Annotated in this window: 10 protein-coding genes, 1 tRNA gene and 2 rRNA genes (1 of these 13 only partly in view); 4 read left to right on the top strand and 9 right to left on the bottom strand. The window is 55.6% G+C overall.

Translation table 11 applies throughout. From position 1 onward, the window contains the following. Nucleotides 1-10 precede the first annotated feature (10 nt). Together QWU00_RS15465 and QWU00_RS15460 are read left to right on the top strand one after the other, a co-directional pair. Nucleotides 11-373 (top strand): MmcQ/YjbR family DNA-binding protein, encoded by a 363-nt coding sequence (locus QWU00_RS15465; protein ID WP_035380764.1) that lies wholly within the window; start codon nt 11-13, stop codon nt 371-373. A 106-nt stretch (nt 374-479) separates the two neighbouring features. Continuing rightward, nucleotides 480-1,223 (top strand): SDR family oxidoreductase, encoded by a 744-nt coding sequence (locus QWU00_RS15460; protein WP_035380762.1) that lies wholly within the window; start codon nt 480-482, stop codon nt 1,221-1,223. Nucleotides 1,224-1,321: 98 nt separating this feature from the next. Here QWU00_RS15460 and QWU00_RS15455 read toward each other — a convergent pair whose 3' ends face one another. Both QWU00_RS15455 and QWU00_RS15450 read right to left on the bottom strand, forming a co-directional pair. After that, nucleotides 1,322-1,699: a carboxymuconolactone decarboxylase family protein gene (locus QWU00_RS15455; RefSeq protein ID WP_231551758.1), complete on the bottom strand. Its 378-nt coding sequence runs from the start codon at nt 1,697-1,699 to the stop codon at nt 1,322-1,324. 89 nt (nt 1,700-1,788) lie between these two features. After that, the gene (locus tag QWU00_RS15450) at nt 1,789-2,373 is read right to left on the bottom strand and encodes a flavodoxin family protein (RefSeq protein ID WP_035380760.1); all 585 of its coding nucleotides are present in this window, start codon (nt 2,371-2,373) and stop codon (nt 1,789-1,791) included. A 167-nt stretch (nt 2,374-2,540) separates the two neighbouring features. Between QWU00_RS15450 and QWU00_RS15445 the strand changes: the two genes are divergently transcribed. Both QWU00_RS15445 and QWU00_RS15440 read left to right on the top strand, forming a co-directional pair. Next, on the top strand, nt 2,541-3,461 hold the full coding sequence (locus tag QWU00_RS15445; protein WP_035380758.1) for a LysR family transcriptional regulator: 921 nt from the start codon (nt 2,541-2,543) through the stop codon (nt 3,459-3,461). 301 nt (nt 3,462-3,762) lie between these two features. After that, the gene (locus QWU00_RS15440) at nt 3,763-4,746 is read left to right on the top strand and encodes an aldo/keto reductase (RefSeq protein ID WP_035380756.1); all 984 of its coding nucleotides are present in this window, start codon (nt 3,763-3,765) and stop codon (nt 4,744-4,746) included. A gap of 74 nt (nt 4,747-4,820) precedes the next feature. Here QWU00_RS15440 and QWU00_RS15435 read toward each other — a convergent pair whose 3' ends face one another. From QWU00_RS15435 to QWU00_RS15405, 7 genes are all read right to left on the bottom strand, one after another. Next, on the bottom strand, nt 4,821-5,693 hold the full coding sequence (locus tag QWU00_RS15435) for an aldo/keto reductase (protein WP_166443807.1): 873 nt from the start codon (nt 5,691-5,693) through the stop codon (nt 4,821-4,823). 76 nt (nt 5,694-5,769) lie between these two features. Then, nucleotides 5,770-7,131 (bottom strand): c-type cytochrome, encoded by a 1,362-nt coding sequence (locus tag QWU00_RS15430; RefSeq protein WP_035380752.1) that lies wholly within the window; start codon nt 7,129-7,131, stop codon nt 5,770-5,772. 57 nt (nt 7,132-7,188) lie between these two features. Further along, a complete protein-coding gene (locus tag QWU00_RS15425; protein ID WP_035380750.1) occupies nt 7,189-9,444 on the bottom strand; it encodes a xanthine dehydrogenase family protein molybdopterin-binding subunit in 2,256 nt (751 codons plus the stop codon). A gap of 2 nt (nt 9,445-9,446) precedes the next feature. Continuing rightward, on the bottom strand, nt 9,447-9,911 hold the full coding sequence (locus QWU00_RS15420) for a (2Fe-2S)-binding protein (RefSeq protein ID WP_035380748.1): 465 nt from the start codon (nt 9,909-9,911) through the stop codon (nt 9,447-9,449). A 750-nt stretch (nt 9,912-10,661) separates the two neighbouring features. Beyond that, a tRNA-Met gene (locus QWU00_RS15415) sits at nt 10,662-10,738 on the bottom strand. A gap of 29 nt (nt 10,739-10,767) precedes the next feature. Next, nucleotides 10,768-10,883 (bottom strand): 5S ribosomal RNA (gene rrf / locus QWU00_RS15410). 111 nt (nt 10,884-10,994) lie between these two features. Beyond that, a 23S ribosomal RNA gene (locus tag QWU00_RS15405) occupies nt 10,995-12,423 on the bottom strand; it runs 1,312 nt beyond the window's last position.

Raw genomic sequence — 12,423 nt, 5'->3', positions numbered from 1 at the left:
GAACCACCATATGAACCTGAGTCAGAAACAGTGTGTTTTATCCTACGTCAAAAGAAAATACGATACGATCCCAGACCATTCCTTTCATTACTTTCCCGACTATATCGCACTCCGGCACGAAGATCGCGAGACGTGGTTTGGACTTATCTTGAATGTGCCCCGTCAGACACTCAAGCTGAGTGAAGGCGGGAATGTCGATATTCTCGACGTCAAATGCCGCCCGGAAAATATACAGGATTATCTTACGACAGAAGGAATTGTTCCGGCCTACCATATGAACAAATCCCACTGGATCAGTATCCTGCTGGATGGCAGCGTTTCTGATGCTCTCATCGAAAATCTTATCGACGTCAGTTTCGAACTGACGCTCTAGAGATTTTTTCCCATGCACAAGGCTTCAGACAGACTAAAAATCGTAGTCTCTGAACACTCTGTCGATTGCTGCGTGGCAACACTCAAACCGCATAGGATTACCATAAATGGTTAAAGATAAAGTCGTCCTCATCACGGGCGCTTCCTCAGGGATTGGCGAAGCAGCGGCAAAGCTACTGGCAGCAAAGGGGGCAAAAGTTGTCCTCGGTGCGCGCCGGGAGAGCCAGCTAAAGCAGATCGTGACTGACATTGAGAAAGCTGGTGGTCAGGCTGCCTATCAGGTTCTGGACGTCACGAAGCCATCTGATAACGAACGCATTGTACAATTCGCCAAGGATACGTTCGGCCGTGTGGATGTCATCTTCCTGAACGCGGGCCTCATGCCCAATTCTCCGGTTTCAGCACTCAAAACCGATGACTGGAACAGGATGGTCGACGTCAACATCAAGGGCGTCCTGAACGGCGTGGCAGCCGTCATGCCGACTTTTCTGGAGCAGAAATCCGGACAGATCATTGCGACGTCATCCGTTGCCGGCATCAAGGCCTATCCGGGATGCGCCGTCTACGGCGGCACGAAATGGTTCGTGCGCAATTTCATGGAAGTGCTGCGTATGGAGTCCGCATCCGCGAACAGCAACATCCGTACCGCAACGCTCTACCCCGCTGCGATCAACACCGAGTTGCTTGATTCCATCACGGACAGTGCCGTGCAGGAACAGATGCAGGGTCTTTACAAGACGTATGGCATCTCGCCTGATCGCGTTGCCAAAGTCGTTGCGTTTGCCATCGACCTACCGGAAGACACCACTGTCAATGAATTCACGGTCGGTCCTGTAAACCAACCCTGGTAACAGGCAGGCATAGTGTCAGGCTCGCTCCTTTTACGAGCCTGACATTTCCGCTTCGTTTTTCCGGTTTGAAAATACCCTTGCGTTCACGAGAATAATCATCAACGCCGGATCGATAAAACTCTGGAAAGCCGGCCGATCAAAAGATGTCTGCGTGGAAGACGTCTGGTCAGCGCCACGACTGGAATGGCAACCGCATTAAACGCCGTTGACCACCCCGCATAAAAAGCGACATGCGTGATGAGTTCAGACAGTTCACCAGGTGTCACACCACTATCGAGCGCCCTGATGAAATAATGCGCGAACCCGATTGTCCGCTCTCCAGCCACGAGAGCGGAGACAGTCACGAGACTTCGGTCACGTGCGGAAAGACCGGAGCGCGCCCACAGATCCCCAATAATTGCGGTTTCCGTATAATGCGCCAGAGCAGGAGCCACACCGCGCACATCTTCCAGCGTCAGAGATGGAGTATTTGACATCGTCTCGCGTCCTCCACGACACCGCTCGAAGCGAAAGAGACAATGCTCTTCCGCTGCCGCATACGCAGCAGAACCGAGCGTTCCAAAAGTTACTTGCCCTGTGTTGAACCCGAGACAAAACGCTGGGTGATTTCCGCCACACGCTGCCCAAGATGGGCCGCCGTGTCGAGATCGCTCTTGATCGGCGTCACATCCGGGGCCTGATCATTGTTGGACTGCGCCATGGCACCCAGCCAGCTTCCGATGCGGTTCAGATCGTTCACACTGCCGGTACTGCTGCTGTTGCCGGGCATCAGGCCGAGATTGACCCACGTCATGCCATGCTGGGCAGCAAAGAGCGCGATGGACACCAGCGAGTTGAGCTTGTCGCCGTGCTGTGCACCAGAGTTGGTGAACCCCGCCGCAATCTTGTTAAGCCATTTCTGCTCGAACCATGCCGTCTTGGTCGAGGCTTCCATGAATTCCTTGAATTTCGCGCTGATCAGGCCGTTATAGGTCGGCGAACCAAAGATAATCGCGTCACTGGCTTCCAGCGTGTCCCAGGGAATCTCCCCGTCACCGATCGAAGTCAGCTTCACATCGGCTCCCGCCACGCGACGCGCGCCTTCCGCAACCGCTTCTGCCTGCCTCGCGGTATGGCCATAACCACTGTGATATACGATAGAAATCAGCATGATAGATAATCCTGCACTATGTTTTTGCCGCAGAGGGTGGGCAAAGAGCGACACTCTTCCGACCAACTCCACGCTGGGCCTCGGTAAGTTTATAATGTAGAATTATATGAGCGTGTGGCGAAATCCATTCCCATAATATGAGCGTATAATTCTACAATAAGGGCACCATGCACCACCGCCTTGAAAATATATCCGTCTTTGTCGAAGCCGTTGAGGCAGGCGGTTTCTCCCGCGCGGCAGAGCGTCTCGGTCTGTCGCGTTCTGCTGTGGGAAAGGCCGTGGCACGACTGGAGGAACGGCTTGACGCCAGGCTCTTCAACCGGACAACGCGCGTTCTCACCCTGACCGAAGAAGGGCAGATCTATTACGATAAATGTCGACGCGCCCTTAAGGAATTACGCTCGGGAGAAGAACAGCTCCACGCGGGTCGTACCGACGTTGCTGGCAAGGTTCGCGTGTCGATGCCAATCTTGTTTGGTCGTCATTGTGTCACACCGATTCTTTTGGAACTGGCCCGCCAATATCCCAATCTTGATCTTGATCTGCGCTTCAGCGATCTCCTTGTGGACGTGATAGGAGAAGGTTTTGATCTGGTAATCCGCCAAGGTCCGATCGCAGACGGAAGCGGATTACGCATTCGAAAAATATGCAGTCAGAATAAAATTGTTTGTGCTGCACCATCATATTTTTCCGAACGTGCCAAACCTCAAACAATTCATGATCTTGAGATGCACGATGCCTTGGTTTACTGGCGTTCAAACAGGCTTTTCCCGTGGCAGTTAAGGGATCTGGACGGCAATCTACAGAACTGTAAATTAAAGTGGCGTCTTCAGTTCGACAATCTCGAGGCGATTGTCGATGCTGCCGTTGCAGGACTAGGGATTGCGTGGTTACCAGACTGGCTTATCAGACCTCATCTGAATGAAGGTCGCCTTCTCTCTCTCCTGGACGGATTTCCCTCTACTGCTGTTGACACGTTCGCTGTCTGGCCAGAAACGCCAACATTACCCAAACGCCTGCGTGTAATCGTCGATACTTTGGCTGAAAAATTGCCCGGTATCAGTCAAGAAGATCCGATGCCCCACTAATGTAATTGAGTAAAAATGGCACTGTTGTAAGGATGCTTTAAACCATACACAGTTTACTCACACTCATGAGAATACCTCATGACCATGTCTATAATGAAAGGGCTAATCCCTGCCTGGGAAAAGGGCTATCTTTTCCCTCATTAGCGCCTTCATCAAGAGCTGATCGATAGACAGAGCTGTTTCAACGGATAATCGGCGGCCCAAATAGTTACCTGAAAGGTCGCTTCAGGCTCCTGTCATTCGAAAACAGGAAGGAATTTACAGCGGTAACGAGGCGCGATCAAACACGGAAGGATTGACCATGCACTATACATATCTTGGTCGGACAGGTCTGAAAGTCAGTAAGTTCTGTCTGGGCACCATGAATTTCGGTATGGTTACGGATGAACCAACGGCTTTCACCATCATGGACGCTGCGCTGGACTCCGGGATCAATTTCTTCGACACCGCCGACGTTTACGGTGGGCCACAAACACCGGACATGGCACAGGGTTTTGGCACGTCCGAAGAGATCATCGGCAACTGGCTCTCAAAAGATACAAATCGCCGGAACCAGATCGTCCTGTCCACCAAGGTGTACCAGCCGATGGGGCTGGGTCCGAACGACAAATATCTGTCAGCCTATCACATCAGAAAGGCCTGTGAGGACAGCCTGCGACGCCTCAAGACAGATCATATCGATCTGTATCAGATGCACCACATCGATCACCGGACGCCTTGGGAAGAAATCTGGCAGGCAATGGAACTGCTCGTTCAGCAGGGCAAAGTACTTTACGTCGGCAGCAGCAATTTCGGCGGCTGGCACGTTGCCACCGCACAGGCCGCGGCCAAAGCCCGGAACTTCATGGGGCTGGTCTCGGAACAGAGCCTGTACAACCTGACCGCCCGCATGATCGAACTTGAGGTCATTCCCTCCTGTCGGCACCATGGTCTCGGCATCATCCCGTGGAGCCCGCTTGGCGGCGGTCTGCTCGGTGGCGTTCTTGGTAAGGAAAACGGTACGCGCAGAGCCAGCAAACTCAAGGAAATCGAGAAATACCGACCACAGCTTGAAGCCTATGAATCCCTCTGCGCGGAACTTGGCGAACAGCCCGCTGACGTCGCACTGGCCTGGCTGCTCCACAACCCTGTCGTGACAGCCCCAATCGTCGGCCCCCGCACGCAGGAGCAGTTGGCAAGCAGTCTTAAAGCACTGGACGTTAGTCTCTCTCCAGACACATTGAAGCGTCTGGATGAAATCTGGCCCGGCCCCGGCGGTGAAGCACCCGAAGCTTACGCCTGGTAACAACCGGCCCTCCTCCGACTGCCACTTCCCCCTGACACCAGCACGCCTGCCTGTGTCAGGGGGAGGATACCCTTTTATAGACTTCTCGACGCGGCATCGAGCTGGTCGAATTCTTCATCCGAAAGCGTGATCGCAGCCGCAGCAACGTTCTCTTCCAGATGGCTGACACGGCTGGTTCCCGGAATGGGCAACATCACGGGACTACGCCTGAGGAGCCATGCCAATGCGATCTGACCCGGTGTCGCACCATGTTTTCTGGCAATGCTATCGACAATCCCGCCCGGCTTTGCCAGTTCGCCTGCCGCCAGAGGAAACCAGGGCATAAAACCGATGCCATTGGCTTCACAGTATTCCAGCACATCTTCATCCGCACGGTCGGTCAGATTGTACCGGTTCTGAACAGTAGCGACCGGGAATATCTTTCTGGCAGCCTCAATCTCCGCGACCGACACCTGACTCAGCCCGGCATATCGGATGAAGCCCTGATCGATAAAGGAGCGAATGGTCTCAAACTGTCCCTCTGCTGGAAGTTTGGGATCGATCCTGTGAAGCTGCCAGAGATCGATCCGTTCAACCTTCAGCCGCCGAAGGCTCAGACGAACAGCCTGCCCGAGATAGTTTGGGTCCCCGACCTGCGGCCATTGTCCTTCCGTCCGGCCAGGACGAACCAGACCGCCTTTCGTCGCAATGGTCAGGCCCCTGTAAGGCGCCAGAGCCTCGGCAATCAGATCCTCGCTGACGAAAGGGCCATAGCTGTCCGCGGTGTCGATGAAATTGACACCGATTTCCGGCAGGCGGCGCAAGACGCGCAGGGCCTCTTCCCGATCCTCAGGCTCTCCCCACACACCCGGTCCGGTAAGGCGCATTGCACCAAACCCTAGACGATGAACGGAAATTTCTCCGCCTAGCAGGAACTCTCCGGAAAGACTGGCATTAATTCGTGTCATGTCGGCATCCTTCATCACGCATTCGGCACCTGCACTCGGGCATCGTAACACTCGTTTTTTTCAATCCCCGAGAAATTCAACGAGTTTTCAAAATAACCGGACTGCTGCTGGCAGGAACGGTCTGCTCCCTGAGTTTTTTCACATCCGGCTTCATCACGGGAGACTGCCGGTTTCCCCACGAAGATCGGATAAAAGTCAGCACATCTGCGATTTCCCCGTCGGAGAGCTGCTCGCGATATGACGGCATTCGGTAGGAATCCGGCACACCGGCCGCGACGACACGGCCAGACCCGTTGAGTGTGACGTTGATGGAAGAGGAACTGTCCGGCACCAGAGACGAAGCTGCTCCTGCCAGCGGCGGAACCCACTGCCCCTGCCCGCGCCCATCCGCCCCATGACAGAAGCTGCATTTCGCCATGTAGGTCTGCGCACCGGGGATGCCCTGCCGTCCGGCGGGTTGGAGTGCCCTGGCCTGTGTCGGCTCATACTGCCACGGAGCACCATCCCGTTGCCCGTCGCCAGGCAGGGATTTGAGATAGTGTGCCACAGCCCGTAGATCATCATCCGAGAAAAACTGCGTCGAGTTGTTGAAAGCCTCTGTCATGGAGCCGAACACGACGGCATGGTCGTTCCGGCCGGTCTTGAGAAAACGGAAGATATCGTCCTCACTCCACCGGCCCAGCCCCGTATTGGGGTCGTTGCGCAGGCTAGGCGCGAACCAACCATCGATCAGAGCGCCGGAGACAAAGGCCGCACTATGGCTGTCTGTCCCCTTTTCGTTGAAGGCCAGACTTCGCGGCGTATGACAGGCCCCGCAGTGCCCCGCCCCTTCAACAAGATAGGCCCCGCGGTTCCATTGGGCATCTTTCGACGTGTCCGGGCGATAAACGTCTGACGGGGCAAAAACCACATTCCAGAAAGCCAGAGGCCAGCGCATGTTCAGCGGCCAGGGGATCGTGCTTTCACGGTTTTCCTGATGAACGGCCGGGACGCCCTTCATGAAATAGGCATAAAGCGCTTTGACATCATCGTCAGAAAGCTTGGCATAGGACGGATAGGGCATGGCCGGATAAAGACGGTGCCCATCCTTTGCCACGCCGGAACGAAGCGCCCTGTCGAAATCCGCCAGCGTATAGGCACCGATCCCCGTCTCACGGTCAGGCGTGATGTTCGTGGCGAAGATTGCGCCCATCGGCGTCACCATCTTCAGGCCCCCGGTATAGGCTGCCCCACCCGGCACACTGTGACAGGCCACGCAATCCGTCAGACGGGACACATACTCCCCTCGCGCCACGAGTTGCGCCGACGGCTCTTCCTGAGAACCGGTTTTCTCAAAGGACGACGCAGGGAGACGGGTCACGAACCATGCCGCTCCCGCAGCCAGAACAGCCGACGCAGGGATCACGACTGCGAAAATTTTCTTCAGGCGGTTAGTCATGTTCAGTTCCGCACTCTTTCTGCTGCACGCGGGACGTGCCAGACGACGATCAAAGTCTCAGCTTGCAAAATCATGACGTGACAGCGGCATGCTTCGGATACGCCGCCCGGTCAGGGTCGAAACCGCGTTCGCCACCGCGGGTGGGATGGCAGGCAGCGGTGGCTCCCCGACGCCACCCATCTTCTCGCCACTCTCGACAATCTTCACATGCACACGAGGCATCTGATTCAGAGCGAGAATTGGGTAGCCATCATAGTTCCGCGCACGCGGCATACCGTTCTCGTAAACAGTCTCTTCAAGAAGCACCTGAGACAGTCCGAGAGCTATGGCTCCATTGACCTGCGCTTCCACAATCGCGGGGTTCACGACCTTTCCAGGGTCGATGGCTTCCCAGACCTCGTGCACCCTGACACGCCCGTTTTCGATCGACACTTCCGCAATCGCCGCAGCTTCAGACCCGAAAGGTGACGCCATGCCAATCCCGCGCGCACGGCGTGAACCATCTGCCGCCGTAAACGGGCCACGCTTCCAGCCGCCCGACAGGTCTGCGACCGCCTTGAGCAAAGTCGTCAGACGCCTGTTGTCCCGGAGCAGGTGTAACCGAAGCTCGTAGGGGTCCTGATGTCCCTTGTCCGCAAGTTCGTCCAGAAATGTTTCATAGAGAAAGTCATTCATGGAATTCCCGACGGAACGCCAGTATCCCAGCGTCGCCGGATTTCTGACGAACAACTGGGCGATCCGACGGTCGGGAATATCGTAGGCCTTGTTGGTCAGTCCTTCGAGGGCTGTCGGGTCAAGGTCTTTTCCGCGCTTCGTCCCGAGACCTTCCGTTGCTCCTTCCGTAGCGCTGACGACGTCAAGCGCAACAGGACGACCAGTGGCATCAAGCCCCGCACGGAACCGCACGGCCGCCATGGGACGCAGGGCATCGCGCAGGAACTCTTCCTCACGGGTCCAGATCAGCTTGATGGGCCGACCCGTCGCTTTGGCGAGCGCAATGGCCTGCGGATAGGGGCTACCATGGTCGTAAAGGAAATGACGTCCGAAAAACCCACCCAGTAACGGTGAATGAATCGTGATCTTTTCGGCATCCATCCCGGTGCGCCTGGCCATATCGGCACGGAACATGTCGGGGGCCTGGTTGGGGAGCCAGATGTCGAGTGTTCCATCGGGATTATACCGTGCCAGTGCGGAAGGAGGCTCAAGCTGCCCATGGTTCACGTACTGGCTGAAATACGTTGCCTCGACGACTGTATGGGCGTTTTTCAATCCACGCGTCACATCGCCTTTGGTCTCCGCGTTCTCTTCTTTCCCGGATACTGTCGCCAGATGTTTCCTGAACTCTTCCGTCGAAAAATCCGCTGGCATCACACGAATGTCTGAGGCTGCCCCCGGTTCAGCCTCGACCCAGTTCACCAGCAGAGCTTCAACCCCGCGTCTGGCGTGCCACCACCGCTCGGCCACGACCGCCACCGCCCCCGGCAGACGATGAACGGAGTGAACACCCTTCATCTGGCTCACCTGTTCTTCGTTGCGGATGGAGCCAACCGTCATGCCAAGGCGCGGCGCATGCTGGACCGCTGCGTGCAGCATGCCATCAACCCGCACATCAATTGCGTAGTCGACCTTGCCTGTCGATTTCTCGTAGATATCCAGCCGCTTGACCGATTTGCCGATCCAGCGGAACTGCGACGGATCTCTCAGCTTTACGCTGGCCGGATCAGGCACCGGGAGATCCATGGCCACAGGCGCCAGTTCTCCATAAGTGACCGTTCGGCCCGATGCGGCATGAACAACCTGTCCCGGCAGAGTGGTCAGCTCTGACACGGGAACACCCAGATGCTGCGCCCCGGCCTGAAGCAGCATTTCACGTCCGAGTGCACCGAGACGTCGCATGGCCGGATAACCGTTCTGCACCGACATGCTCCCACCCGTGATGCGCATACCGCTGTCCATCACAGCGTATTCATCCCCTGCCGGGGCATTTTCAACAAGGAAAGTCGAAGGGTCCGCGTCCAGTTCCTCGCCGACGATCTGTGCCATGGCGGTGAACGTTCCCTGCCCGCCTTCAATGAAGGGGCTTTGCAGGCGCACGGTATTATCCGGACGGATTTCCAGGAATGCTGGAACCTGTGTTCCGCGATATTTTGGTCCCTGCGCGGCCTGGGCGCGCGCCTGTCGGGCCGGCAGGCCGAAACCCAGCACGAATGCGCCCGTTGCAGCGCCTGCCGATGTCAGCATAAAGCGCCGTCTGGACAGATTGACCGGTCCCTGCTGCATCAGGGGAGCATCATCAAAAAGACCGTTCACCATTCTTATGCTCCCCCGTCCTTTGAACCGGATGCCAGATCATGAATGGCGGCACGAATGGCATTATAGGTTCCGCAGCGGCAGAGATTGACCATCGCTGCGTCGATATCGGCATCCGTGGGGTGGGGAACCTGCCTGAGCAGTGAGGTCGCGGCCATGACCTGCCCGGACTGGCAGTAACCACACTGCGGAACCTGATGTTTCACCCATGCAGCTACCACACGCTTGCCAAGATCATCCTGCTCGATCGCCTCGATGGTCGTGATCGACGCGCCCGCCACTTTTTCAACAGGAGTCACGCAGGACCGCACGGCCTGGCCGTCAACCAGCACAGTGCAGGCCCCGCACTGCGCCAGCCCACAGCCATACTTGGTGCCCGTCATCGCAAGGTCGTCGCGCAGAACCCAGAGCAAGGGAGTATCAGGTTCGACATCCACATGGTGCTGAATACCGTTGATGTTCAACTCCATGTAAACCTCCCATTATTGATTTTGTACAAAATCATTATGAATGGTGACATAATTCACCAATCTAGATTTTTGTTTTCAGTCCATTCAACGGCGTGAACTCTTATGTTATTATTTTTCAAAATAGAAAATTAGCCCTAATTTAATGCATATCATCATGAGCGCAGCACATAAATGTATAACGATTTGAAGCTGTAAAACTTGAGGTATTCTATGTCTTCCCATGAACTGGACTTTGGATTGAAGTGAAGTCTGTGCCCTGAAAACTGACATTAAAAAATACCCAGAATCATGTCATCGGGATCCTGAAGGGGGGTCAGACATGTTCTGCGGCTACATATTTATGCCGCAGGCTCAGGACCAGAGATACTATGTTTACACGTGGCAATCGAAAATACGGCGGGATGGTGGAATGGCCGCTCAACGCTCTCTGTGAAGAGCTTGATAGCGGTCTAATCACTGGAGACACTGCCGGCAAAACACTCGCAGCACCCGGTGTGCACCGAGAAGCTATGATCTGGGCGCCCCGAGTAAGACGTATTCGCCATTCACTCACCGGTTGACCCGCTTCGTAAGTGGCTTCTCGTGCCAATTCTAGGTTGGCTCCGGAACTCACGCGAACGTGAACACCGACAAAATTGCGCCCTGGTACCTTTCCATTTGTTTCCTATGTGTTTCCTGCGGTGTGATTTGTGCACAAAAAAAACCCGCCTATTGAGGGCGGGTTTATCGTGTCCTATCAAGGACTTGAGATGGTTGCGGGGGCAGGATTTGAACCTGCGGCCTTCAGGTTATGAGCCTGACGAGCTACCGGGCTGCTCCACCCCGCGTTTGTGTTGATTTTTGGGTGATTTGGAAGACCTGGCGGCGACCGACTTTCCCACGACTTAAGCCGCAGTATCATAGGCGCTGGGGGTTTTCACGGCCGAGTTCGGGATGGGATCGGGTGGATCACTCCCCGCCATGGCCACCAGGTCATCCAAATCACCCTTGAGTTGGGGTGGTGTGGACGGTTGGGTATGATGAAGTATGACGTTTTGCATGGATGATTTCTGTGCACGGGCCGTTCTTTTAAGGGAACGGTAAGAGAGTGAGCCTATTGGGCGATTAGGACCAGTTAGCTGCACGCATTACTGCGCTTTCACACCTGGCCTATTGACGTGATGGTCTATCACGGCCCTTGGGGAGACCTAGTTTTGAGGTGGGTTTCCCGCTTAGATGCTTTCAGCGGTTATCCCGTCCACACTTAGCTACCCGGCGGTGCCGCTGGCGCGACAACCGGTGCACCAGAGGTGTGTTCATCCCGGTCCTCTCGTACTAGGGACAAATCCTCTCAAGTCTCCAACATCCACGGCAGATAGGGACCGAACTGTCTCACGACGTTCTAAACCCAGCTCACGTACCACTTTAATCGGCGAACAGCCGAACCCTTGGGACCTGCTCCAGCCCCAGGATGTGATGAGCCGACATCGAGGTGCCAAACCTCCCCGTCGATGTGGACTCTTGGGGGAGATCAGCCTGTTATCCCTAGAGTACCTTTTATCCGTTGAGCGATGGCCCTTCCACGCGGGACCACCGGATCACTATGGCCGACTTTCGTCTCTGCTCGAGCTGTCACTCTCGCAGTCAGGCGGGCTTATGCCATTGCACTCAACAGCCGGTTTCCGACCGGCCTGAGCCCACCATCGCGCGCCTCCGTTACACTTTGGGAGGCGACCGCCCCAGTCAAACTGCCCACCATACAGGGTCCCGGATCAGGCTAACTGACCGCGGTTAGACATCAGAAAAATTCAGGGTGGTATTTCAAGGATGGCTCCACGGGAACTGGCGCCCCCGCTTCAAAGCCTCCCACCTATCCTACACAGAATGTCTCTGATGCCACTGTAAAGCTGCAGTAAAGGTTCATAGGGTCTTTCCGTCTGACCGCGGATACCCCGCATCTTCACGGGGAATTCAATTTCGCTGAGCCGATGCTGGAGACAGCGGGGAAGTCGTTACGCCATTCGTGCAGGTCGGAACTTACCCGACAAGGAATTTCGCTACCTTAGGACCGTTATAGTTACGGCCGCCGTTTACCGGGGCTTCAATTCAGTGCTCTCACACCTCCTCTTAACCTTCCGGCACCGGGCAGGCGTCAGGCCCTATACGTCGTCTTTCGACTTCGCAGAGCCCTGTGTTTTTACTAAACAGTCGCTACCCCCTGGTCTGTGCCACCCGCCAATGGTTGCCCACCAACGGGTCTCGCTTATCCCGAAGTTACACGAGTAATTTGCCTAGTTCCTTCAGCATCGTTCTCTCAAGCGCCTTGGTATTCTCTACCAGTCCACCTGTGTCGGTTTCGGGTACGGTCTATACGCCAGAGCTATTTCCTGGAATGCGCAAAAAGCCAGTCCAATCCGATAAGGACTGACAACATCTTGCATTCGTCACTTCTGGCAGGTTCAGGACTATTCACCTGATTCCCATCGACTACGGCTTTCGCCCTCGCCTTAGGGGCCGACTAACCCTGCGTGGA

The organism is Acetobacter tropicalis, from assembly GCF_030644465.1.
GTDB classification, from domain to species: domain Bacteria; phylum Pseudomonadota; class Alphaproteobacteria; order Acetobacterales; family Acetobacteraceae; genus Acetobacter; species Acetobacter tropicalis.
The sequence above is the reverse complement of the archived record's forward strand: the minus strand, read 5'-3'. Positions and strand labels throughout refer to the sequence as shown.